The 21,033-nt window shown below is 66.2% G+C and carries 22 protein-coding genes; 8 read left to right on the top strand and 14 right to left on the bottom strand.

Annotation, left to right across the window (positions count from 1 at the left end; genetic code table 11):
• Positions 1 to 2: 2 nt before the first annotated feature.
• From AC07SQ_RS29580 to rlmD, 3 genes are all read left to right on the top strand, one after another.
• Positions 3 to 914, top strand: coding sequence for a peptidoglycan DD-metalloendopeptidase family protein (locus AC07SQ_RS29580; protein ID WP_070059619.1), 912 nt, complete (start codon positions 3 to 5; stop codon positions 912 to 914).
• A gap of 4 nt (positions 915 to 918) precedes the next feature.
• Complete coding sequence (locus AC07SQ_RS29575) at positions 919 to 1,992, top strand: sigma-70 family RNA polymerase sigma factor (protein ID WP_495273393.1); 1,074 nt, start codon at positions 919 to 921, stop codon at positions 1,990 to 1,992.
• Between the two features lie 67 nt (positions 1,993 to 2,059).
• Complete coding sequence (gene rlmD / locus AC07SQ_RS29570) at positions 2,060 to 3,496, top strand: 23S rRNA (uracil(1939)-C(5))-methyltransferase RlmD (protein ID WP_139706094.1); 1,437 nt, start codon at positions 2,060 to 2,062, stop codon at positions 3,494 to 3,496.
• Between the two features lie 46 nt (positions 3,497 to 3,542).
• Here the strand turns inward: rlmD and AC07SQ_RS29565 are convergent, their stop codons facing one another.
• Positions 3,543 to 4,244, bottom strand: coding sequence for a Bax inhibitor-1/YccA family protein (locus AC07SQ_RS29565; protein ID WP_062479032.1), 702 nt, complete (start codon positions 4,242 to 4,244; stop codon positions 3,543 to 3,545).
• Positions 4,245 to 4,415: 171 nt separating this feature from the next.
• Here AC07SQ_RS29565 and AC07SQ_RS29560 point away from each other — a divergent pair, with 171 nt between their 5' ends.
• Positions 4,416 to 4,823: a GlcG/HbpS family heme-binding protein gene (locus AC07SQ_RS29560; RefSeq protein ID WP_056583078.1), complete on the top strand. Its 408-nt coding sequence runs from the start codon at positions 4,416 to 4,418 to the stop codon at positions 4,821 to 4,823.
• A 183-nt stretch (positions 4,824 to 5,006) separates the two neighbouring features.
• Here AC07SQ_RS29560 and hemP read toward each other — a convergent pair whose 3' ends face one another.
• The 7 genes from hemP to AC07SQ_RS29525 all read right to left on the bottom strand — a co-directional run bounded on the left by hemP (position 5,007) and on the right by AC07SQ_RS29525 (position 10,829).
• Entirely contained in the window at positions 5,007 to 5,219 is a 213-nt protein-coding gene (hemP, locus tag AC07SQ_RS29555; RefSeq protein ID WP_062479029.1) for a hemin uptake protein HemP, read from the bottom strand.
• Between the two features lie 105 nt (positions 5,220 to 5,324).
• Positions 5,325 to 5,738: an ExbD/TolR family protein gene (locus AC07SQ_RS29550; protein ID WP_062479026.1), complete on the bottom strand. Its 414-nt coding sequence runs from the start codon at positions 5,736 to 5,738 to the stop codon at positions 5,325 to 5,327.
• Between the two features lie 8 nt (positions 5,739 to 5,746).
• The gene (locus AC07SQ_RS29545; RefSeq protein WP_062479023.1) at positions 5,747 to 6,463 is read right to left on the bottom strand and encodes a MotA/TolQ/ExbB proton channel family protein; all 717 of its coding nucleotides are present in this window, start codon (positions 6,461 to 6,463) and stop codon (positions 5,747 to 5,749) included.
• Positions 6,464 to 6,485: 22 nt separating this feature from the next.
• The gene (locus AC07SQ_RS29540; protein WP_070059744.1) at positions 6,486 to 7,175 is read right to left on the bottom strand and encodes an energy transducer TonB; all 690 of its coding nucleotides are present in this window, start codon (positions 7,173 to 7,175) and stop codon (positions 6,486 to 6,488) included.
• A gap of 104 nt (positions 7,176 to 7,279) precedes the next feature.
• Positions 7,280 to 7,552 carry a (2Fe-2S)-binding protein gene (locus AC07SQ_RS29535; RefSeq protein ID WP_062473051.1) on the bottom strand — a complete coding sequence of 91 codons (273 nt, stop codon included), beginning with the start codon at positions 7,550 to 7,552 and terminating at the stop codon, positions 7,280 to 7,282.
• 111 nt (positions 7,553 to 7,663) lie between these two features.
• The gene (locus AC07SQ_RS29530; protein WP_390345148.1) at positions 7,664 to 8,344 is read right to left on the bottom strand and encodes a Fe2+-dependent dioxygenase; all 681 of its coding nucleotides are present in this window, start codon (positions 8,342 to 8,344) and stop codon (positions 7,664 to 7,666) included.
• A gap of 103 nt (positions 8,345 to 8,447) precedes the next feature.
• The gene (locus AC07SQ_RS29525; RefSeq protein ID WP_495273394.1) at positions 8,448 to 10,829 is read right to left on the bottom strand and encodes a catecholate siderophore receptor Fiu; all 2,382 of its coding nucleotides are present in this window, start codon (positions 10,827 to 10,829) and stop codon (positions 8,448 to 8,450) included.
• On the opposite strand from AC07SQ_RS29525, the gene AC07SQ_RS29520 reads away from it, so the two are divergent.
• Positions 10,828 to 11,049, top strand: coding sequence for a hypothetical protein (locus AC07SQ_RS29520; RefSeq protein WP_495268000.1), 222 nt, complete (start codon positions 10,828 to 10,830; stop codon positions 11,047 to 11,049). The two genes, AC07SQ_RS29525 and AC07SQ_RS29520, sit on opposite strands and share 2 nt — an antisense overlap.
• Positions 11,050 to 11,067: 18 nt before the next feature.
• Here the strand turns inward: AC07SQ_RS29520 and AC07SQ_RS29515 are convergent, their stop codons facing one another.
• From AC07SQ_RS29515 to bfr, 6 genes are all read right to left on the bottom strand, one after another.
• The gene (locus tag AC07SQ_RS29515) at positions 11,068 to 12,432 is read right to left on the bottom strand and encodes a sulfite reductase subunit alpha (protein ID WP_495273395.1); all 1,365 of its coding nucleotides are present in this window, start codon (positions 12,430 to 12,432) and stop codon (positions 11,068 to 11,070) included.
• A complete protein-coding gene (locus tag AC07SQ_RS29510) occupies positions 12,429 to 13,439 on the bottom strand; it encodes an FAD:protein FMN transferase (RefSeq protein WP_495273396.1) in 1,011 nt (336 codons plus the stop codon). Before AC07SQ_RS29510 ends, AC07SQ_RS29515 begins: the two co-directional genes overlap by 4 nt.
• 14 nt (positions 13,440 to 13,453) lie before the next feature.
• Positions 13,454 to 14,263, bottom strand: coding sequence for a DUF4198 domain-containing protein (locus tag AC07SQ_RS29505; protein ID WP_495273397.1), 810 nt, complete (start codon positions 14,261 to 14,263; stop codon positions 13,454 to 13,456).
• Between the two features lie 47 nt (positions 14,264 to 14,310).
• A complete protein-coding gene (locus tag AC07SQ_RS29500; RefSeq protein WP_495273427.1) occupies positions 14,311 to 14,811 on the bottom strand; it encodes a DUF2271 domain-containing protein in 501 nt (166 codons plus the stop codon).
• Between the two features lie 98 nt (positions 14,812 to 14,909).
• The gene (locus tag AC07SQ_RS29495; RefSeq protein WP_062473039.1) at positions 14,910 to 15,557 is read right to left on the bottom strand and encodes a PepSY-associated TM helix domain-containing protein; all 648 of its coding nucleotides are present in this window, start codon (positions 15,555 to 15,557) and stop codon (positions 14,910 to 14,912) included.
• Between the two features lie 131 nt (positions 15,558 to 15,688).
• Positions 15,689 to 16,165, bottom strand: coding sequence for a bacterioferritin (bfr, locus tag AC07SQ_RS29490; protein WP_062473038.1), 477 nt, complete (start codon positions 16,163 to 16,165; stop codon positions 15,689 to 15,691).
• Positions 16,166 to 16,424: 259 nt separating this feature from the next.
• Here bfr and ahpC point away from each other — a divergent pair, with 259 nt between their 5' ends.
• The 3 genes from ahpC (at position 16,425) to AC07SQ_RS29475 (ending at position 21,010) form a co-directional block, all read left to right on the top strand.
• Positions 16,425 to 16,988 carry an alkyl hydroperoxide reductase subunit C gene (gene ahpC, locus AC07SQ_RS29485; protein WP_062473036.1) on the top strand — a complete coding sequence of 188 codons (564 nt, stop codon included), beginning with the start codon at positions 16,425 to 16,427 and terminating at the stop codon, positions 16,986 to 16,988.
• Between the two features lie 88 nt (positions 16,989 to 17,076).
• The gene (gene ahpF, locus AC07SQ_RS29480) at positions 17,077 to 18,633 is read left to right on the top strand and encodes an alkyl hydroperoxide reductase subunit F (RefSeq protein ID WP_495273398.1); all 1,557 of its coding nucleotides are present in this window, start codon (positions 17,077 to 17,079) and stop codon (positions 18,631 to 18,633) included.
• A gap of 160 nt (positions 18,634 to 18,793) precedes the next feature.
• Positions 18,794 to 21,010, top strand: coding sequence for a TonB-dependent hemoglobin/transferrin/lactoferrin family receptor (locus AC07SQ_RS29475; RefSeq protein WP_495273399.1), 2,217 nt, complete (start codon positions 18,794 to 18,796; stop codon positions 21,008 to 21,010).
• Positions 21,011 to 21,033: the final 23 nt, after the last annotated feature.

Below are 21,033 nucleotides of genomic sequence, written 5' to 3'. Positions count from 1 at the left end.
AAATGCAGGGTTTTGGCAATCGGAGTTTGTTCGCAGGCATCACGTTGGCTGTTGTGCTCGTGATCGCGGGCTGCTCCGCACCGCGCGGTCCCGCACCGGTCGAAGACCGGGGCACCATGACGCGCGCTCCCGGGGCAACGACGCCCGGCGGTCCTCCCATCACGACCGACGCGTCCGGCAAACCGCTCCCCGGTATCGAGAACTACGGCAAGCCCGGCTACTACGCCGTGCGCCCCGGTGACTCCATCCGCCGCATCGGCAGCGAAACGGGCCAGCGCTGGCAGGACATCGTGCGCTGGAACAACCTCGACAACCCCGACCTGATCGAAGTCGGCCAGGTGTTGCGCGTGATTCCGCCGACCGGTGGCAGCACCGCGGTCGCCACGGCACCGTCCACCTCTGCGCCTGCTGCGCCCACCGAGGCGACGACCAAACCTGTGGCCCCGCAGGCGTCTGTCACGCCGGCGGTGCCGGCCAGCGGCGCGAGCGGCACCACCAAGCCGCCGGTCACGGCCTCGCCTTCGGGCCCGAGCAGCTCGGGTGACGACGACCTGGGCTGGATCTGGCCCGCCAGCGGTTCGCTGATCGCCGGTTTCGACGAAGCCAAGAACAAGGGCTATGACATCAGCGGCAAGGCCGGCGACCCCGTGCTGGCCGCGGCCGACGGCCGTGTGGTCTACGCCGGTGCAGGCCTGCGCGGCTACGGCAACCTGATCATCCTGAAGCACAACAACACCTACCTCACGGCGTATGCGCACAACCAGACGCTGCTCGTGAAGGAAGACCAGTCGGTTCAGAAGGGCCAGAAGATCGCCGAAATGGGCAACAGCGACGCCGATCGCGTGAAGCTGCATTTCGAGATCCGCCGCCAGGGCAAGCCCGTCGACCCGTCGCGCTACCTGCCCAACCGGTGATGCCATGGCTGCCTCCCGCCCTCTTCGCACACTGCCCGTGCGTGGGCTGGCGGGGCAGGGCAGCCCTTCACCTCGAAGCAACGGTGGCCGCAATGGCCATCAGGACGGCGGCGACGAGCCGCTGAGCACGGACTCTCTTCCCGACGACTCCGCAGCGGACCCGTCGACTCCCTCAGCAGCATCGGCGCCGCCCCACGGCACCGCCGCCGAGGTCATGGGCGGCGAGGGCGCCGATGCGCTGACCATCTACCTGCGCCAAGTCCGGCGCACCGGGCTCTTCACTCCCGCCGAGGAATACACCACCGCCTGCGCCGCACGTGCCGGCGACTTCGCGGCGCGGCAATCGATGATCGAGCACAACCTGCGGCTCGTGGTCAACATCGCCAAGAACTACCTGGGGCGCGGCATGCCGCTGTCCGACCTCATCGAGGAAGGCAACCTCGGGCTGATGCATGCCATCACCAAGTTCGAGCCTGAGCGCGGGTTTCGCTTCTCCACGTATGCGACCTGGTGGATCCGCCAGTCGGTCGAGCGCGCCGTCATCACGCAGTCGCGGGCGATCCGCCTGCCGGTGCATGTCGTGCGCGAACTGCAGCAGGTTCTGCGGGCACGCCGCACGCTCGAGGGCGATGCGGAGTTCCTCGCGAGCCGGCCGGATGGCGTGCGCGTCGAGGACGTGGCCGCGCTGCTCGGTCGCGAGGTGCAGGCGGTGGCCGACCTGCTGGCGCTGGCCGAGGCGCCACGTTCGCTCGATGCGGGCGACGCGCGCGGCGAAGAAGGCTTCACGCTGGCCGACACCGTGGCCTCCGACGACGAGCAGGGCAACCCTGCTGGCGTGACGCACACGCACGAGGTGGAACGCCTGCTCGACCAGTGGGTGCAGGCCCTCAACGCGCGGGAGCGCGAGGTGCTCGAAGGCCGCTACGGCCTGCACGACCGGGAGCCCGAGACGCTCGAGGTGCTGAGCGTGCGGCTGGGCCTGACACGTGAGCGCGTGCGGCAGATCCAGAACGAGGCCCTGGCCAAGATGCGCAAGCAGCTGGCGCGCTCCGGCGTCGGCCGCGACGCGCTGTTCTAGCGGTGTGAAGAAAAGAAGGTAACCCGTCGCGCCGGGACCACCCCGGCCACGCTGAGACAATCGGGGGATGACGGAATCCATCGAAGAAAAGAAAGTCCCCGCGAGCCCCGCCGATGAATGGCTCCAGGTCGAGTCGCTCGACCTGGACGCGCAAGGCGTCTCCCACAAGTCCGACGGCATGGTCGTGTTCATCGAAGGCGCATTGCCCTTCGAGGAGGTGCAGTTCAACGTCCACCGCCGCAAGAACAACTGGGAGCAGGGCACGGTCACGCAGATCCGCCGCGAATCCTCGCAGCGCGTGCGCCCGGGTTGCCCGCACTTCGGCCTGCACACGGGCGCGTGTGGCGGCTGCAAGATGCAGCATCTGGACGCCGCCGCCCAGGTGGCGGTGAAGCAGCGTGCGCTGGAAGACAACCTCTGGCACCTGGGCAAGGTCAAGCCCGAGAACCTGCTGCGCCCGCTCGAAGGCCCGGCCTGGCACTACCGCTACCGCGCGCGCCTGTCGGTGCGCCACGTGGTCAAGAAGGGCACGGTGCTGATCGGCTTCCACGAGCGCAAGAGCCGCTACCTGGCCGACATGCAGGTCTGCCCCGTGCTGCCCAAGCAGGTCAGCGCCATGCTGATGCCGCTGCGCGCGCTGATCGGTTCCATGGACGCGCGTGACACCTGCCCGCAGATCGAGCTGGCCTGCGGCGACGCGCCGGATTCGACCGCGCTGGGCACCATCGCCCTGGTGCTGCGGCACCTGGAGCCGCTGTCGGGCGCCGACATCGGGCGGCTCAAGGCGTTCGCGGCCGAGAACGAGGGCGTTCAATGGTGGCTGCAGGCCAAGGGCCCGGACACCGTGAAGCTGCTGGAAGAGGGCGGCACGCCGCTGGCCTACCGCCTGCCCGCGTTCGGTGTGACGATGCCGTTCAAGCCCACCGATTTCACCCAGGTCAACCCGCACATCAACCGTGCGCTGGTCGGCAAGGCGCTGCGCCTGCTCGACGTGCAGCCCGAGGAGCGCGTGATCGACTGGTTCTGCGGCCTGGGCAACTTCACGCTGCCGCTGGCGAGCCAGGCGCGCGAGGTGCTCGGCATCGAGGGCAGCGACACGCTGGTGGCACGCGCCACCGACAACTTCCAGAGAAACCAGCCTGCAACGCCCGAGCGGCGCGCGCTGTCGGCCACCCGGTTCGTGGCGCGCAACCTGTTCGACATGACGCCCGAGATGCTGGTGGCCGACGGCAGCGCCGACAAGTGGCTGGTCGATCCGCCGCGCGAAGGTGCCTTCGCGCTGGCCAAGGCCATGGCCGACCTGCATCAGCAGCCTGAATTGCGCACCGGTGGCTGGACGCCGCCCAAGCGCATCGTCTACGTGAGCTGCAACCCGTCGACGCTGGCGCGCGATGCCGGCCTGCTGGTGCACCAGGCGGGCTACCGCTGCACCTTCGCGGGGGTGGTGAACATGTTCCCGCACACGGCGCACGTCGAGTCGATCGCGGTCTTCGAGCTGGAATGAAAAAAGGCCCCTCGGGGCCTTTTTTCTTGGGGGTGGAGGAAGCCGCTCAGTCGCGCTCGCCGCCGAAGATGCCCAGCAGGGCCAGCAGGCTCTGGAACACGTTGAACATGTCCAGGTACAGGGCCAGCGTGGCGCTGATGTAGTTGGTTTCGCCGCCGTCCATGATCTGTTTCAGGTCATAGAGCATGTAGGCCGAGAAGATGCCGATGGCTGCCACCGAGATCACCAGCATGCCGGTGCTCGAGCCCACGAAGACGTTGATGACGGCGCCGAGCATCAGCACCAGCGCGCCGACGAACAGGAACTTGCCCATGCCCGACAGGTCGCGCTTGATGACCGTGGCCAGCGAGGCCATCACGAAGAACACGCCGGCGGTGCCGCCGAAGGCCGTCATGATCAGTTCGGGGCCGTTCTTGAAGCCCAGCACCATCGCGAGCAGGCGCGACAGCATCAGGCCCATGAAGAAGGTGAAGCCCAGCAGCACCGGCACGCCGGCGGCGGAGTTCTTGGTCTTCTCGATCGCGAACATGAAGCCGAAGGCGCCGCCCAAGAAGACGATCAGGCCGAGTCCGCCGGTGAGCGAGCGGGTGATGCCGGTGCTCACGCCGATCCAGGCGCCCAGCACGGTGGGCAGCAGGCTCAGCGCCAGCAGCCAGTAGGTATTGCGCAGCACGCGCTGGCGTTCGGCCTGCGGCAGTGTCTGGCCGTAGCCGGTGGAAGTGTCGAGGGTGGTCACACGGTCGTTCATGGCCGAAGCTCCTGAGGTTGCTGCATGCAATGACACGCAGTTGGGCGCATTCTAGGGGGCTGCAAGAGGGGGCCTTGCAAAGACCGTATGCCCGTTGTTCTTAAGCCCCGGTGGGACGCTGCGGCGCCCCGCCGTTATGCTGTCGGGTTTCGACGCAACCTGAGCCTATCCATGAAGACCAAATCATTCCTCGAACTCGCCGACGTCAAGGCCATCGCCGCTGCAGCGGAAGCCGAGGCCCTGAAGAACAACTGGGCCGTGACCATCGCCATCTCCGACGACGCCGGCAACCTGCTCTGGCTGCAGCGCCTGGACGGTGCCGCCGCGCTGTCCTCGCACATCGCTCCCGCCAAGGCGCACACCGCCGCCATGGGCCGTCGCGAGAGCAAGGTCTATGAAGACATCATCAACGGCGGCCGCACCGCGTTCCTGACGGCGCCCCTGGTGGAAGGCCTGCTCGAAGGCGGCGTGCCGATCGTGAAGGACGGCCACGTCATCGGCGCCGTGGGCGTGAGTGGCGTGAAGTCGAACGAAGATGCGCAGATCGCCAAGGCCGGCATCGCCGCGCTCGGCCTGTAAGCTTTTTCGCTTCCCCAAAGCAAAACGCCGACCTGATGGTCGGCGTTTTCTTTTTCGGGGCTTCAGCGTGAAAAAAAGCTTGGCTAGTCGGCGAACCGTTGGCTAGCAAAAAACGACCCTTCGGAGATGAATCTCCTCGAGTCGCCCCACGATGAAACTTGCGCGAGGGGCGGGCTGAACGACCTACTTGGTCAGGATCAGCTTGCCGAGTTTGGTGGCCTGAAGCCGGTAGAGCGAGCCGTTGTGCATGATGCCCACGGTCTTGCTTCCCTTCAGAAGCTCCGTGCTTTCGACCATCGGCGCCGGACGCGCTGCCTGGATCGATGCATGACCGCCACCCGATTGGTCGAGCGAAGGGTGGTTCAGGACAGAAAAGGCATTCGGGGTGGCTGGCATCTGGAGTTCCCTTTTATGGAAGCGATGAGTGAATGATAATGATTCTCAATATAAAGTCAATCGTCGCGATCAACTTTTTTTCGATCCGTCATTCACCCGTTCAGATCACTTCGTGTCGGGCTCGGTGATGAAGCCGATCTTGCGCACGCCGGCTTCGCGCGCCTCGGCCATGGCCTTGGCCACGCGCTCGTAGCGCACGGCCTTGTCGCCGCGGATGTGCAGCTCGGGCTGCGGTTCCTTGGCGGCTTCGGCGGCCAAGCGGTTCGGCAGCTCGCTGTCGTCGATCTTCTGTTCGTTCCAGTAGTAGGCGCCGTCGGCCGTGACGCTGAACAGGATGTTCTGCGGCTTGGGCTGCTCGGGTTCGCTGCTGGCGCGGGGCAGGTCGATGTTGACCGCGTGCTTCATGACCGGCACGGTGATGATGAAGATGATCAGGAGCACCAGCATGACGTCGACCAGCGGCGTCATGTTGATCTCGTTCATCACCTCATCGGGTTCGTCTTGCGTTCCGAAGGCCATGATGCTGCTCAGCCCTTCTTGAGCGGAACCACGACGGCTTCACCGCTGCCGCTTTGCACGCGGGCGCCGGTCACGAAGTAGGCGTGCAGGTCGTGGGCGAAGCTGTTGAGCTTGGTCAGCACGAACTTGTTGCCGCGCACCAGGGCGTTGTAGCCCAGCACGGCGGGGATGGCGACCGCCAGGCCCAGGGCCGTCATGATCAGCGCTTCGCCGATCGGGCCGGCCACCTTGTCGATGGTTGCCTGGCCGGCCGAGCCGATGCTCATCAGCGCGTGGTAGATGCCCCAGACGGTGCCGAACAGGCCGATGAAGGGTGCCGTCGAACCCACCGAAGCGAGGATGGCCAGGCCGGTCTGCAGGCGCGCCGTGAAGGCGTCGATGCCGTTGCGCAGGGCGCGCGTGATCCAGTCGCTCACGTCGAGCGCGTCATGCAGGTGCGCCTTGGTGTTGCGGTGGTGGGCGGCGGCTTCGCGGCCTTCGAGTGCCAGGGCGCGGAAGGGGTTGCTGTCGTCGGTGCCCAGCTTGTTCAGGGCGGTGGCGAAGTCTTCGCTGTGCCAGAAGTCCTGTGAGTGCTTGGCCAGGCGCTTGTATTTGATGACGTCGAGCGCCTTCACGATGATCACGATCCACGATGCGAGGGACATGCCGATCAACAGAACCGCGACAGCCTTGGTGACGAAGTCGCCCTGATTCCAGACGTTCATCAAGCCAAATTGGGAATCCATACGAAGTTGCTCCAGAGAAAAATTAGTTCAGGACGTAGTTGACGGGGGCGTCGTAAGACATGGCCTGCACCACGCCGTTGACCTTGCCGGGCACGAACCGGCATTTCATGATGTATTCGACGGCGGCCTCGTCGAGGCGGTCGAAGCCGCTGGACTTCTTGACCTCGGCGCTCTTGGGCAGGCCGTCGGCGCCCACGAGCACGCGCACGATCACCTTGCCCTGCTCGCCGAGCCGCTTGCTCATGGCGGGATAGACCGCCTTCGGGTTCTGCAGGTAGTCGGCATTGCTCGACGGCAGTTGCACAGCGGGCGGCGCTGGGGGCGACGGCGGCGGTGCGGGAGGGGCCGGCGGCGCGGGCGGTGCCGGGGGCGCGGGTGGAGGCGGCGGCTCGGTGGTGCCCGAGGTCGCGTTCGGCGCGGGCGTCGGCTTGGGTTCGCGGATGGCCTGCGGACGCGGCGGCGGCGGCGCCTTGCTCACCTTGGGTTGCGGCGGCGGAGGAGGCGGGGGCGGCGGATCGGCCTTGGGTTTCGGCGGTTCGACGAACTGGCTCAGGATCTCGACGGGAATCACCACTTCGGCGGCCCGACGCAGCAGGCCGCTTTGCAGCGCCCACAGCGCGGCGCCGTGAAACAGGATCACGCCGCCGGCAATGACGACAGTGCGCGACAGGCCAAGAAAGGAGGGAGGGGGGGCAAAGCGGTCAGACACGATCAACCATTCGAATGCGGGCACTACAAATCGTGCCCCGATTGCAGCAAAACCGCTACAGAGACGCTACTTGCGAAAAATCCACCAGACAGAGCCGGCGACGAGGATCAGGCTGCCGCCGAGAGCCGAGACGAGTTCCATGCTTTGCTTTCCTTGATGGAGTTGGCAAGCTGGATCGCTCTCGGCGCCGATTCGCAGTTCAGGGCGGCGACCGGGTGAGAGACACTGCACTGCGCCACGATGTCGCGGGCACAACCTTCACACTGGCCACACTGGGTGGCCACGCCGAGTTCGAACTGGACTTCGTCGAAAGTCATGCCCGCGCGCACATGACGTGCGATTTCACGGTCAGAGACTCGGCGGCAGACGCAAACGATCATGGCGGTGAAAGCGGCAGTTGGCTGGCTGTTGGATGTGACTCATTATAAATAAGAATCCATCGCATTTGCAATCACTATGACTGACATGCCACCGGACTTTGCAAGCCGGTGTTACACCTCGGCCCAGAGCCGCAAGAGGTTGTGATAGTGGCCGGTGAGCGCCACGGTTTCCTCGCATTCGCCCAGGCGGGCGCGCAGTTTCTGGACCGTCTGGTCGAGTTCGAACAGCATGCCGCGCTGGGCGTCGCTGCGCACCATGCTCTGCAGCCAGAAGAAGGAGCACACCCGCGCCCCGCGCGTGACCGGGTGCACGCGATGCAGGCTGCTCGCCGGATAAAGAATGAGGTCGCCGGCCGGCAGCTTGACCTCGTGCGAGCCGTAGGTGTCGATCACTTCCAGCTCGCCGCCGTCGTAATCCTCTGGATCGCTCAGGAAAAGGGTGCACGACAGGTCGGTGCGCAGCTGCTGGCTGCTGCCCGGCACCGCACGCACCGAGCCGTCGACATGCACGCCGTAGTGCTCGCCGCCCTCGTAGCGGTTGAACAGCGGCGGCACGAAACGCGCGGGCAGCGCCGCCGAGAAGAACAGCGCGTGGCGCGAGAGCGCCGCCAGGATGGTCGCGCCGAGTTCGCGCGAGACGGGCGAAGACTCCGGCAACTGGCGATTGCGCTTCACCTGCGCGCCTTGGTCTCCCACGGTTTCGCGGCCGTCGACCCAGTGGGTGGCATCGAGTGCGGCGCGCATCTCGCGCACCTGGTCCGGGCTCAGCACGTCGGGCACATGCAGCATCATTTCGGTGAACTCCACAAGAAAAAAGCCCCGGCGCAGGCCGGGGCTCGAGTGTCGCACCGCGCCTGCCGCGGGGGCCGGCACGGAGGCGACGCGGTCGTCGGGATCAGAACGCGAAGTTCGCGGTGATCTTGGCCGAGCGAGGGATGCCCGGCGTGTAGCGGTAGCCGCTCTTGTTGATGGCAGCCGCGTACTGCTTGTCGAACACATTGGCGATGTTCAGCTGGATGTCGACGTTCTTGTTGATGCGGTACGACGCCATGGCATCGAACACCCAGTAGGAGTCGATGTACGCCGGCGTGCCCACCGCGCCGTCGGTGCCGCGGTGCAGCTTGCCGTTGTAGCGCGCGCCACCGCCGACCGTCAGGCCGAACGGGAACTGGTAGGTGGTCCAGGCCGTGAACGAGTTCTTCGGCGTGTAGGTCAGCACGTTGGTGCCGTCGGCCGTGACGTTGGGGCCGCTTTGCACCTTGGTGTCCATCGTCGTGAAGCCGGCGCTCATGCCCCAGCGTTCGGTGATGGTGCCCGCCACGCCCAGCTCGATGCCCTGCACGCGCTTCTTGCCGCTCTGGTAGTACAGCGCGGTGTTGGTCGGGTCCTGCACGACTTCGTTGGTCACGTCGGTGCGATAGACCGCGCCGGTCAGAGACAGCTTGTCGTCCAGCACATCCCACTTCGTGCCCACTTCGAAGGTCTTGGCCTTCTGCGGCAGGAAGTCGGTGCGCGCCGCGCTGCTGCCCGTGCCGGCGGCCGACAGCGAGAAGTTCGCGCCGCCCGGGGGCTGGGCCGAGGTGCCGTAGGCCGCATAGATGCTGCCGTTCTTCGCGGGCTTGTAGACCACGCCGATCTTGCCGGTGAACAGGTTGTCGGAGAGCTTGAGCGACGAGGGTACCAGCGTGCCGACCGGCAGGCCGGGGTTGGTCGTTGCGGTCGACAGCGCCGCGCTCTGGAACGAGGTGCTGTAGTGGTCGAAGCGCAGGCCGCCGGTGATCTGCCATTGCTCGTTCAGCTTGATGGTGTCGAAGGCGTAGAGGCCGACCGTGTTGGTCACGCCCTTGCTGTCGGCGCCGCTGAGCATGCGGTTGTAGCCGTTCACGTACGGGTTCGGCGCGTACAGGTTGGCCACCGGCCAAGCGCCGTTCTGCACGACCTTGCCGTTGAACGTGGCGCCGGGGCTGAAGTAGCCCAGGCTCGACTGCTCTTCACGGATCAGCTCGACGCCGGCGCTGAGCGAGTGGCTCAGGCTGCCGGTGTTGAACTTGGCGGTCACGTTCGTCTGGTTGACGAAGATCGTGTTTTCCTGGTTCTTGTTGGTCGGCAGGTTGCGCGTGGTTGTCCAGGTTGACGGCAGGCCCGGGATCGGCGTGCTGAGGAACGCGGTGTTGCCCGAGGGCGGCGGGTTGCCGTTGGTGCCCAGGCCGCCGAGCATGAACGCCGTCAGCATGTAGTCCTGCTTCGTCTTGCCGTAGCGGGTCGTGTTGCGCAGCGTGATGTCGGGCGTGAAGTCGTGCTCCACGCGTGCGGTGAACATGTCGGCCGTCACCTTGTTGAAGTCGTAGGCGGTGCCGTAGAAGTTCTTCGGATCGACCGGTGCTGCGTAGTTCAGGAAGCTGCGGCGACGTGCGCCGAGAGCGACCGGATCGGGGTTCGAATAGCTGGGCAGGCCGATGGTCGGCACGCCGCCATCGGGCACGTTGTCTTGGTCGACGTGCAGATAGTCGAAGTAGAAGCGCGTGGGTGAATTCAGGCCGAGCGCGATCGACGGTGCGATGGCCGTGCGCTTGTTCTTGACGAAGTCGCGGCCGGGCACGCCCGAGTCTTCCATTGCCGCATTCAGGCGGAAGGCGGCGCCGATGCCATTGGCGCTGCTGAGCGACTTGTTCCAGTCGATGCTGCCGCGCTTGTAGTCGGCGCTGCCGAAACCGAGCGAGCCCAGGAAGCTGTCTTCGAGCTTCGGCTTCTTGGTGACGAGGTTGATGTAGCCGGTGGGCGAGGTGCGGCCCACGTCGGTGCCCGACGGGCCCTTCACGACTTCGACCTGCTCGATGTTGAACATGTCGCGCGAGACCGAGCCCAGGTCGCGGATGCCGTCCACGAAGATGCTGCTGGAGCTGTCGAAGCCGCGCATGAACACGGCGTCGCCGGTGTTCGTGTTGCCGTTCTCGCCCAGGAAGAAGGTGCCGACGCCGGCGGTGTTGCGCAGCGCTTCGGTGAGCGTGGTCGCGCCTTGTTCGCGAATGATCTGTTCCTTGATCACCTGGATCGTCTGCGGCGTGTTCACCAGCGGGGCCGTGAACTTCGGGTTGGCCGAGGTGTCGGTCTTGTAGTCGGCGGCGCTCGAATCCTGCACGCGGACTTCAGGCAGGGCCCGCCCGGTCTGGGCAAAGGCGGCGGGGGCTGCGATGGCCAGCAGCGTGGCTGCGGCGGCACCCGAAAGGTGAGGAACGGCGCGTGCGACGGCGTGTTTGCGGCTCTTGATATAGGCCATGTTGTTTTCTCCAGAAAGGGCGGGCGGGCAGAGCTCGACTGGCTGGGTCCGGGCGACGCACTCTCGGGGAGAAAAAGGGCGGCAAGACTGGCTGGGTGAGCTGATTTGCGAAGGGTTTTTGCAAATCGATGCAAATGATATTGCTTCTCAATACCAAGGTGCTCAACTGGCCGCTTTTAACCAGAAAGTTTCGCTCGCTCCGTTGCCGGCGCGCAACTGACGAGGCCGCGCGGGCCGTTCAGTAGACGTCGCGGCGGTAGCGCCCGTCGGCCGACAGCTCGGCCCAGAGGTCGTCGCCGGCGATCTGGCGCAGCGCCGCGTCGACGCCCGATGCCATGCCCTGGAGGCTGCCGCAGACATAGACGGCGGCGCCATCGCGCAGCCAGGCTTGCAGCGTGTCGGCCACCTGCAGCAGGCGGTGCTGCACGTAGAAGCGCTCGGCCTGGTCGCGCGAGAAGACCATATCGAGCCGGGCGAGCGTGCCGTCGGCCTGCCAGCTTTCGATTTCCTCGCGGCAGAGGAAGTCGTGGGCGGACTGGCGCTCGCCGAACACCAGCCAGTTGTCCTTGCGGCCGGCAGCGGCGCGTGCGCGCAGGTGGGCGCGCAGGCCGGCCAGACCGGTGCCGTTGCCGATCAGGATCAGCGGACGGTTCTCGTTGCCCTCCAGCCGGAAGCCGCGGTGCGGCCGCAGGCGCAGCGCCACGGAGTCGCCGACCGAGAGCGTCGAGGTGAGCAGGCCCGATGCGGCGCCCATCGAGCCGTCGGGATGCTGTTCCTGCCGCACGAGCAGCTGCAGTTCGCCGTCGGCGGGCAGGGAGGCGATCGAGTAGTCGCGTGGCCGCGCCGGGTCGCTTGCGATGGCGACCTGCACCAGGTCGCCCGACGCCCAGTGCGGCAGGGCGCCGGCTTGCGGCGTGAGGCCGAGATGAAAGACGGGGCCGCCCGTGCTGCCGGCGTTGAGCAGTTCGCGCCGCGTGAGCCGCCAGGGCGCGAAGCTTGCCGGGGCGTCGTCGCCGCCCTCCGGCGCATCGCCCCAGCGGGCGTGCCAATCGGCGAGCGCGGCGGGGTCGCTGTTGTCGACCTCGATGGGAGCGAAGTCGCGCACGGCGCCGGCCGTGTGGAGCCACGCGTCGAGCGCGCGGCCGAAGCCGCAGAAGTGGGCGTACTGGCGATCGCCCAGCGCCAGCACGGCGTAGCGCAGCGATGGCAGTGCGAGCGGCGCGCCCATCACGCGCTCGGCGAACACGCTGGCGCCGTCGGGCGCATCGCCTTCACCGTAGGTGCTGGCCACGAAGAGGGCGCGTCGGGCCGAGGCCAGCGTGGCGCTGTCGAGGGCGTTGAGGGCCATCACGCGCACGGCGGTGCCCGCTGCGCGCAGCCGCCGCGCGGTCTGCCACGCGATGGTTTCCGCCTGGCCGGTCTGGCTGGCGAACAGCACGAGGGTGGGCGACGCCTGCGCGCCGTCACCGGCCGACAGCGCCGCGGCTTCGCGGGCGGCCGTGGCGTGCAGCTGCCGCTGGCGTGCGTAGATGCGCAGGCACAGCGCGGCATAGGCCGCGACCGTCGCGCTGGCGGCCAGCGCGCGCCACAGGGTCTCGGTCATGCGCCCGCCTGGGCGAGCCACGCGCGCGTGGCTCGCTCGGTGAGCGACCCGTCGTCGGCGCGGGCGATGAACAGGGCCGCGATGTCGCGCTGCTGCGCGAAGGCCAGGCCCTCGTCGGGGCCGAGCACGGTCAGCACGGTGGCGAGCGCGTCCGCCTGCATGCACTGCGGGTGCAGCACGGTGACGCTGGCCAGCGCATGCGCCACCGGCTCGCCGTCACGCGGATCGATGGTGTGCGACCAGCTGCGGCCTTCGACCGCACGCCGGTGCCAGCGGTCGCCCGAGGTGGCCACGGCCATGTCGGCCAGGGCGATGCGTTGCGGGGTCGGCATCTCGGTGTCGACCTGCACCTGCCACGGCGCGCCGCCGGGTCGCCGGCCGATGCCGCGCAGCTCGCCGCCGACCTCGAACAGCAGGTCGGTGAGGCCGAGCGCGCGCAGCGCGTCGACGCCGTGGTCCACCGCGAAGCCCTTGGCGATGCCCGACAGGTCGAGCTGCACGCCGCCGGGTTGCATCAGCGTGTGGTTGACCTCACCGAAGGTCAGCCGTTGCCAGCCGACGTTCGAGTGGATCGCGGCCAGCGCGTCGCGTGAGGGCAGGGCGTTGTCCTGTGACGCTGCGGGGCCGAAGCCCCAGCGCGCCACCAGCGCACCGACCGTCGGATCGATCGCGCCGCCGCTGGCCTGCGCCCACGCGAGGGCGCACTGCATCACCTGTGCGAACTCCGCCGGCAGCGCATGGCGCGAACCGGCGGGTGCGGTGTTGAAGCGGCTGATGAGGGAGCCTGGCTCCCAGTGGCTCATTTGCGCGATCACACGCGCGAGCGCCGCCTCGACCGCCTCGCGCACTTGCGCGAGCGGCAGCATCCGCGGGTTGTCGAAGCGCAGCGACCAGGTCGTGCCCATCGTCTGCCCGCCGAGCTGCTGAAGGCTGGCGGGATCGGCGGGACGGGGAACGGCCGCGTTGGCGTAGCCGCCCGCGCGCCAGGTGCTGAAGGAAAGGCCCAAGGAAAAACGCAGGGTCAGGGCATCACTTCCAGGGTGGCCGCGTAGCTCAGGCGGCGTTCCTTGGCTTGCGGCACGGTGGTCTTGCTGTCCTTGGTGCTGGCGTCGAGCCAGTACATGCCGGCGGCCGGCCAGGTCACGCTGAACTGGCCCTTGTCGTCGGTCTTGAGCTTGAGCTCGTCGAGCTTGTCGCGGTACTGGGTGTTGCCGGCGGTCACGGTCACTTCGAGGTCCTTGGCGGGCTTGCCGTCCAGGTGCAGCGTGAAGGTGGCCTTCTCGCCCTTGGCGAGGTCGGTCGGGCTGCCGGCCGAGATCAGTTCCAGGCCCTGGCCGATGGGCTTGAGCGCAGAGGGCTTGCCGACGGTCACGAAGGTCTCGATGCGGCCGGCCGATTGGGTGATGGTCACTTCCTGCGCATCGGCCGGGATTTCCTTGGCGATGGTTTCGGCCGTGCCGCGGGCGCGCTTGTTCTGGCCCGTGGCCTTGTCCTTCCAGGCCGCGAACGCGCCGTTGTTGACCACCGCGATGCGGTAGGTGCCCGGCTGCGCGACGTTCACGTCGAACACGTTGCGCAGCTTGAGCTTGGCTTCGGATTCCGGTTTGACCGTGCTGCCGTCGGGCGCGGTGATCTGCAGGCCGTCCAGGCGCAGCGGCGCGTGGTTGGCAACGAACAGGTCGTTCGACACGGCGGCATCGACGCTCACGGTGTCGGCCTTCGACAGCACGGTGGTCGAGGGCAGCAGCCAGGCGTTGTGCGCCTGGGTCACGGAGGCAACGGCCGAAAGGGCGAGGGCGAGGCCGGCGGCGCGCAGGGTGAAGCGGGTCATGGTGGTCCTTGGAATGAGCGGGTGGGCGGAGTGGGTGGCGGCGGCGTTCAGGGCTTGAGCTCGAGCTTGATCTCGCCGAGCTCTTCCTTGCCGGTAGCGACCGGTTGCGCAGCGGCGGTAGGCGGCCACTGGAACGGGATGGTCACGACCTCGCGGCCGCCGACTTCACGGGCGGCTTCCACCACCAGCTTGTAGGCGCCGGGCGCGAGCTTGGGCATCGCGCCCGAGCCTTCGGTGAAGCTCAGCTGGTGCTTGCCCGCGGGCTTGGAGGCGCCGGTGACGCCATCGACCGGTACCGCCAGTTCACGGCCGCCGCGGCGCCACCACTGGCGCATGTCCTTGAGCCACTTGGTGCCTTCGCCCTCGGGGTTGTTGGTCTTGGTGCGCACGTCGTACCAGACGGCCAGCGTGCCGGCCATCGTGCTGTCGGCGCGCTCGATCCATGTCGCCACGTAGGGGCGGTGGTACTCCGACACGTTGAGCCGGGGAATCTCGATGTTGACCGACAGGCCGGCAGCGATGGCCGGGGCCGCGAACAGCGCCGACATGGCGATCGGTGCGAGCGAGTAGCGAAGGTGCACGGGAAAACCTCTTTCTTCCTGAATCAGCAAAGACAACGCACCGGCCGATCCGTCGATCGGATCGGTCAGTGAATGAACAGCAACGCGAGCAGCACCGGCACCACCAGCCCCATGCCCACCATGGGCCAGGTGAAGGGGCGGTTGCCCGCATGCATCTTGAGAATGAACAGCCCGGTGACCGAGAAGACCAGCGTGGCGGCCGCGAAGATGTCGATGAACCAGCTCCAGGCCGTGCCGGTGTTGCGGCCCTTGTGCAGGTCGTTGAAGTAGGAGAGCCAGCCGCGGTCGGTGCGCTCGTATTCGACCTCGCCCTCGGGCAGGCTCAGGCGCAGCCAGGCGTCGCCGCCGGGGCGGGGGAGCGAGAGGTAGATTTCGTCGTCGGACCACTCGGCCTCGCGGCCGGCGGTGTCGATGTCCCATTGCTTGCGCAGCCAGGCTTGCAGTTCGGCGGGCAGCGGCGCCTTGCCCTGCTGGGCCTTGGCGGCCGGCAGCTGCTGTTCGAGGCGGGCGCGCAGCGCGTCGTCGACGGTGCCGTTGTGCGTGGTGACGACCGGCTTGGCCTCGATCTGGCCCGCGTGGTTGAGCGTGAAGCCCGTGACGCTGAACAGGATCATCCCGACGAGACAGATGGCGGAACTGACCCAATGCCACTCGTGGAGGGTCTTGAGCCAATAGGCGCGGCGGCGGTTGTCGGAACGGGCGGGGGCAGTCATCGAAAGCGCGAATTGTAGTCGCGCGAATGAGAATGACTGCTATTCAGTGGTTATGAAGTTAAGTAAAGAGCAATAAAAAACGGGGCCGAAGCCCCGTTTGTTTGCAATGCCGTGACAGCGTTGCGTTGTGCTTACTCGAGCTCGCCCACTTGCAACTGCAGGTAGTTCTGCAGGCCGACGCGGTCGATCAGGTCGATCTGCGTCTCCAGGAAGTCGATGTGCTCCTCGGTGTCGTCCAGGATCTCTTGCAGCAGGTCGCGCGAGACATAGTCGCGCACCGATTCGCAATGCGCGATGCCGTCCTTGATGGTGGCTTGCGCGCCGGTTTCGGCGCCGAGGTCGCAGCGCAGCAGCTCGGGCACGTCTTCGCCGATGTTCAGCTTGCCCAGGTCCTGCAGGTTGGGCAGGCCGTCGAGCATGAAGATGCGGTCCATGAGCTTGTCGGCGTGCTTCATCTCGCCGATGGATTCCTCGTATTCCTTCTTTGCCAGCTTGTCCAGGCCCCAGTGCTTGAGCATGCGGTAGTGGAGGAAGTACTGGTTGATGGCAGTCAGCTCGTTCTTGAGCTGCGCCTGCAGGTGTTCGATGACTTTGGGGTCGCCCTTCATGATTATTTTCCTTGTTCTGAAAGCGGTGATTGTCGGAGGGGCGAACACACGCTTGCAAGCAAACCCATGCTGCGCCGGTCTGCATGCGTGTGATGGTGATACACGTTCGTATTGACCTGACGCAAGGCGATGCGCGAGGCGATGGCAAACATAGCGGGTTCCAATACTTTCAATAGTTGATATCTATCAAAAATGATATATTGGTAGTTATACTCATGGCTCACGCTTATTTTTCCAACCGCAGCATCCAAGGAATCACATGTCCCTGATCAACACCGCAGTCCAACCTTTCAAGACCCAGGCTTACCTCAACGGCAAGTTCATCGATGTGTCCGACGAGACGCTCAAGGGCAAGTGGTCTGTGCTGATCTTCATGCCGGCGGCCTTCACCTTCAACTGCCCGACCGAAGTCGAAGACGCGGCCGACCACTACCCCGAGTTCCAGAAGCTGGGTGCTGAGGTCTACATCGTGACCACCGACACGCACTTCTCGCACAAGGTCTGGCACGACACGTCGCCGGCCGTCGGCAAGGCCAAGTTCCCCCTGGTGGGCGACCCGACCCACACGCTGACCAACGCGTTCGGCGTGCACATCCCCGAAGAAGGCCTGGCACTGCGCGGCACCTTCGTGATCAACCCCGACGGCATCATCAAGACCGCCGAAGTGCACTCCAACGAAATCGCCCGCGACGTCAAGGAAACCCTGCGCAAGCTCAAGGCAGCGGTCTACACCGCCGAGCACCCGAACGAAGTCTGCCCGGCCAAGTGGAATGACGGCGACAAGACCATCGCTCCGTCGTTCGACCTCGTCGGCAAGATCTAAGCGCCCCGCGCAAAGCCCGGGCGCTCATGAGGCCCCGGGCTTTTTTGTCCCCAGTTGATAGTTTCCAGTTATCGAAAGAGAGTCCGCCATGCTTGACGCCAGCACCAAAGCCCAATTGAAGAGTTACCTCGAACGCGCCACGCAGCCGATCGAGATCGTTGCCTCGCTCGACGACAGCAAGGCTTCGGGCGAAATGCTGTCGCTGCTGAAGGACGTTGCCGAAGTCTCGCCGCTGGTCACGCTGACCGAAAGCCGCGACGACAGCCACCGCAAGCCCTCGTTCTCGGTCAACCGCCCGAGCGAAAACCACGGGCCGCGCTTTGCCGGCCTGCCGATGGGCCATGAATTCACGTCGCTGATCCTTGCGCTGCTGCAGATCGGCGGCTACCCCCCGAAGGTCGAGCAGGCCGTGCTCGACCAGATCAAGGCGCTCGACGGTGATTTCGAGTTCGAGATCTACGTCTCGCTCACCTGCCACAACTGCCCCGACGTGGTCCAGGCGCTGAACCTGATGGCCATCCAGAACCCGCGCATCCGCACCACGATGATCGAGGGCGGCACCTTCCAGGACGAAGTGAAGGAACGCCAGATCATGGCCGTGCCGACCGTGTTCCTGAACGGCACCGAGTTCGGCCAGGGCCGCATGAGCCTGGAAGAAATCCTCGCCAAGATCGACACCAGCGGCGTGGAGCGCGAAGCCGCCAATATCGCCGCCAAGGACGCGTTCGACGTGCTGATCGTCGGCGGTGGCCCCGCCGGTGCCGCAGCCGCCGTGTACGCCGCGCGCAAGGGCATTCGTACGGGCGTCGCTTCGGAGCGCTTCGGCGGCCAGGTGCTCGACACGCTGGGCATCGAGAACTTCATCTCGATCAAGGAAACCGAAGGACCGAAGTTCGCCCATGCGCTCGAAGAGCACGTGCGCGACTACGACGTCGACATCATGAACCTGCAGCGCGCCAAGGCACTGGTGCCGGGCAAGGACCTCATCGAGGTGCAGCTCGAAAGCGGTGCGTCGCTCAAGAGCAAGACCGTCATCATCTCGACCGGTGCCCGCTGGCGCAACATCAACGTGCCCGGCGAGCACGAGTTCAAGAACAAGGGCGTGGCCTACTGCCCGCACTGCGACGGCCCGCTGTTCAAGGGCAAGCGCGTGGCGGTGATCGGCGGCGGCAACTCGGGCGTCGAGGCGGCCATCGATCTGGCCGGCATCGTCGGCCACGTGACGCTGATCGAATTCGACACGCAACTGCGCGCCGATGCCGTGCTGCAGCGCAAGCTCAAGAGCCTGAAGAACGTCGACATCTTCACCAACGCGCAGACCACCGAGATCACCGGCGACCAGAAGGTCAACGGGCTGGTCTACAAGGACCGCGCATCGGGCGAGCTGAAGAAGGTCGAGCTCGAAGGCGTGTTCATCCAGATCGGCCTGGTGCCCAACACCGACTGGCTCAAGGGCACGGTCGAGCTGACGAAGCACGGCGAGATTGTTGTCGACGCGCGCGGCCAGACCTCGGTGCCCGGCGTGTTCGCGGCGGGTGACGTCACCACGGTGCCGTTCAAGCAGATCATCATCGCGGCCGGCGACGGCGCGAAGGCGGCGCTCGGTGCGTTCGACCACCTGATCCGCACGACGGCCCCTGCGTGAGTAAGTCTTAAGTGCCTGAAGTTGTGAAGATGAGAATTATTCTCATACAATAAAAACACGGGCACACCGCTGCCCCTCATTGCCAGCCAGGTCACTCGCGCAAGCCTTTGCGCCTCAAGGTCCAGCAAGCAGTTCTTCAACTGTTTTCTGGACCTTTTTCGTGGCCGCTCATTTCCCTCGACCGTCTTCCCATCGACCCGCGCTGCTGCCCTGGCTGATCGCCTCTGCCTTCGGCATGGCCGCCGCGCCTGCGTGGTCCCAGCAGCTCGCGGCGCTCGGCGAAGTGGTGGTGAGCGGATCGCGCTCGGAGCAGGCCAGGGACGACCTGCCGCTGAGCATCGAGGTCATCAACCGCCAGGACATCGAGAGCAAGCAGATCCACGACATCCGCGATGCCGTGCGCGACCTGCCCAACGTGTCGGTCAAGCGTTCGCCTGCGCGCTTCGGGTTGGCGCAGGGCAATACCGGCCGCGACAGCAACGCGGGCTTCAACATCCGCGGCCTGGACGGCAACCGCGTGCTGCTGCTGACCGACGGCATCCGCACGCCGCGCAGCTACGTGTTCAGCGCCAATGCGTTCGGGCGTGACTACTTCGACATCAGCCTCATCGAGCGCATCGAGATCATCAAGGGCCCGGCCTCGGCGCTCTACGGTTCGGACGGCCTGGCCGGGCTGGTCAACTTCATCACCCGCGAGCCCTCGTCCTTCCTGCGCGAGGGCAAGACCTTCGGCGGCAGCGCGAACATCGGCTACAGCGGTGAAGACAACGGCGTGCGCGGCGGCGTCACGCTCGCGGGCAAGGCGAACGACGTGCTCGAGTGGCTCGTGTCCGCCAACCTCGGGCACGCCAGCGAACTCGAGAACCGGGGCTCGCTCAATGTGCCCAACCTCGACCGCACCACGCCCAACCCGCAGCGCGACCAGACCCGTTCGCTGCTGGCCAAGGCCATCCTCACGCCCAACGCCGACCAGCGCCATGCCTTCACTTTCGAGCACGTCGAGAAGAGCAGCCGCTACAACCTGCTGTCGGGCGTCGCCAAGCCGCCGTATGCGTCCACCTCGGTGATCGGCCTCAACGCCAAGACCGACCTCGACCGCGATCGCCTGACCTACGAAGGCCGGCTGCGCCTGAACAGCGTCGTGGCCGACAACCTGCTCGCTGTCGTGAGCTACCAGAAGGCCGGCTCGCGCGAATACATCTACGAAGACCGCTTCACCGCGGCCGACCGCACGCGCGACGTCACCTACGACGAGAACACCTGGCAGTTCGGCCTGCAGGCCGACAAGACGATCCGCATGGGCAGCTGGGCCCAGAAGATCACCTACGGCCTGGACTACACGCGCACCAACGTCGAGAACCTGCAGACCGGCCTTGTGCCGCCGGCCGGCGAGAGCTACCCGCTCAAGCGCTTTCCCGACACGCGCGAAACCTCGACCGCCTTTTATGTGCAGGACGAGTTCATTCACGACCGCTGGAGCATCACGCCCGGCATCCGTTTCGACCGCTTCTCGCTCGACGCGAAGCAGGCGGGCTTCAACGCGCAGGCCGTGTCGCTGTCGGGCTCGGCCGTGTCGCCCAAGCTGGGCGTGCTGTTCCGCGCCACGCCGCAGTTCAGCGTGTACGGCAACTACGCCTCGGGCTTCAAGGCGCCCAACGCGTTCCAGGTGAACAACTTCTTCGAGAACGTGATCTCGGGCTACAAGACGATCCCGAACCCGAACCTCAAGCCCGAGAAGAGCCAGAACATCGAGCTGGGCGTGCGCGGGCGCACGGGCATCCTGAGCTTCGACGTGGCCGCCTTCACAGGCGACTACAAGGACCTCATCGAGAACGACAAGCTCGTGGGCGGGCGCGGCATTCCGCGCATCGACCCGCTGATTTACCAGACCGTCAATGTCGGGCGCGCGCGCATCAGCGGTTTCGAGATCAAGGGCGAGCTCGATTTCACCGAGAACGGCAACGGCTTCTCCGTGCCCTTCGCCTACGGCCGCACGCAGGGCCGCGACCGCACCAACAACCGGCCGCTCAACTCGATCGATCCGCAGAAGTTCAGCGCCGGAATCAAGTACCAGGCGCCGGCCTGGAGCGTGCGCCTCGATGCGGTTCATCATGGCGCCAAGGAGTGGGAAGACGTCGATCGCAGCGAAGTGACCACGGGCCTGCAGTTCCGCACGCCGGCGGCCACCACGCTGGACATCAGCGCGCAGTGGCGCATCCGCAAGGACCTGCGCCTGAACGCGTCGGTGACCAACCTCACCAACAAGCGCTACTGGATGTGGAGCGATGTGCGCGGCGTGACGACCACCTCGGCCATCCGCGACGCCTACACCCAGCCGGGCCGCAGCTTCAACGTCTCGCTCGTGGCGGACTTCTGACGCGCGCCGCCACTTCTCTCCAA

It is taken from the genome of Variovorax sp. GW821-FHT06D12 (genome assembly GCF_059419205.1).
The sequence above is the reverse complement of the archived record's forward strand: the minus strand, read 5'-3'. Positions and strand labels throughout refer to the sequence as shown.

Excerpts from the sequence above, each read along its gene's own strand:
- AC07SQ_RS29580 (WP_070059619.1), top strand. The coding sequence starts at position 3 with ATGCAGGGTTTTGGCAATCGGAGTTTGTTCGCAGGCATCACGTTGGCT.
- AC07SQ_RS29575 (WP_495273393.1), top strand. The coding sequence starts at position 919 with ATGGCTGCCTCCCGCCCTCTTCGCACACTGCCCGTGCGTGGGCTGGCG.
- rlmD (WP_139706094.1), top strand. The coding sequence starts at position 2,060 with ATGACGGAATCCATCGAAGAAAAGAAAGTCCCCGCGAGCCCCGCCGAT.
- AC07SQ_RS29565 (WP_062479032.1), bottom strand. The coding sequence starts at position 4,244 with ATGAACGACCGTGTGACCACCCTCGACACTTCCACCGGCTACGGCCAG.
- AC07SQ_RS29560 (WP_056583078.1), top strand. The coding sequence starts at position 4,416 with ATGAAGACCAAATCATTCCTCGAACTCGCCGACGTCAAGGCCATCGCC.
- hemP (WP_062479029.1), bottom strand. The coding sequence starts at position 5,219 with ATGCCAGCCACCCCGAATGCCTTTTCTGTCCTGAACCACCCTTCGCTC.
- AC07SQ_RS29550 (WP_062479026.1), bottom strand. The coding sequence starts at position 5,738 with ATGGCCTTCGGAACGCAAGACGAACCCGATGAGGTGATGAACGAGATC.
- AC07SQ_RS29545 (WP_062479023.1), bottom strand. The coding sequence starts at position 6,463 with ATGGATTCCCAATTTGGCTTGATGAACGTCTGGAATCAGGGCGACTTC.
- AC07SQ_RS29535 (WP_062473051.1), bottom strand. The coding sequence starts at position 7,552 with ATGATCGTTTGCGTCTGCCGCCGAGTCTCTGACCGTGAAATCGCACGT.
- AC07SQ_RS29530 (WP_390345148.1), bottom strand. The coding sequence starts at position 8,344 with ATGATGCTGCATGTGCCCGACGTGCTGAGCCCGGACCAGGTGCGCGAG.
- AC07SQ_RS29520 (WP_495268000.1), top strand. The coding sequence starts at position 10,828 with ATGTTGTTTTCTCCAGAAAGGGCGGGCGGGCAGAGCTCGACTGGCTGG.
- AC07SQ_RS29525 (WP_495273394.1), bottom strand. The coding sequence starts at position 10,829 with ATGGCCTATATCAAGAGCCGCAAACACGCCGTCGCACGCGCCGTTCCT.
- AC07SQ_RS29515 (WP_495273395.1), bottom strand. The coding sequence starts at position 12,432 with ATGACCGAGACCCTGTGGCGCGCGCTGGCCGCCAGCGCGACGGTCGCG.
- AC07SQ_RS29505 (WP_495273397.1), bottom strand. The coding sequence starts at position 14,263 with ATGACCCGCTTCACCCTGCGCGCCGCCGGCCTCGCCCTCGCCCTTTCG.
- AC07SQ_RS29500 (WP_495273427.1), bottom strand. The coding sequence starts at position 14,811 with ATGTCGGCGCTGTTCGCGGCCCCGGCCATCGCTGCCGGCCTGTCGGTC.
- AC07SQ_RS29495 (WP_062473039.1), bottom strand. The coding sequence starts at position 15,557 with ATGACTGCCCCCGCCCGTTCCGACAACCGCCGCCGCGCCTATTGGCTC.
- bfr (WP_062473038.1), bottom strand. The coding sequence starts at position 16,165 with ATGAAGGGCGACCCCAAAGTCATCGAACACCTGCAGGCGCAGCTCAAG.
- ahpC (WP_062473036.1), top strand. The coding sequence starts at position 16,425 with ATGTCCCTGATCAACACCGCAGTCCAACCTTTCAAGACCCAGGCTTAC.
- ahpF (WP_495273398.1), top strand. The coding sequence starts at position 17,077 with ATGCTTGACGCCAGCACCAAAGCCCAATTGAAGAGTTACCTCGAACGC.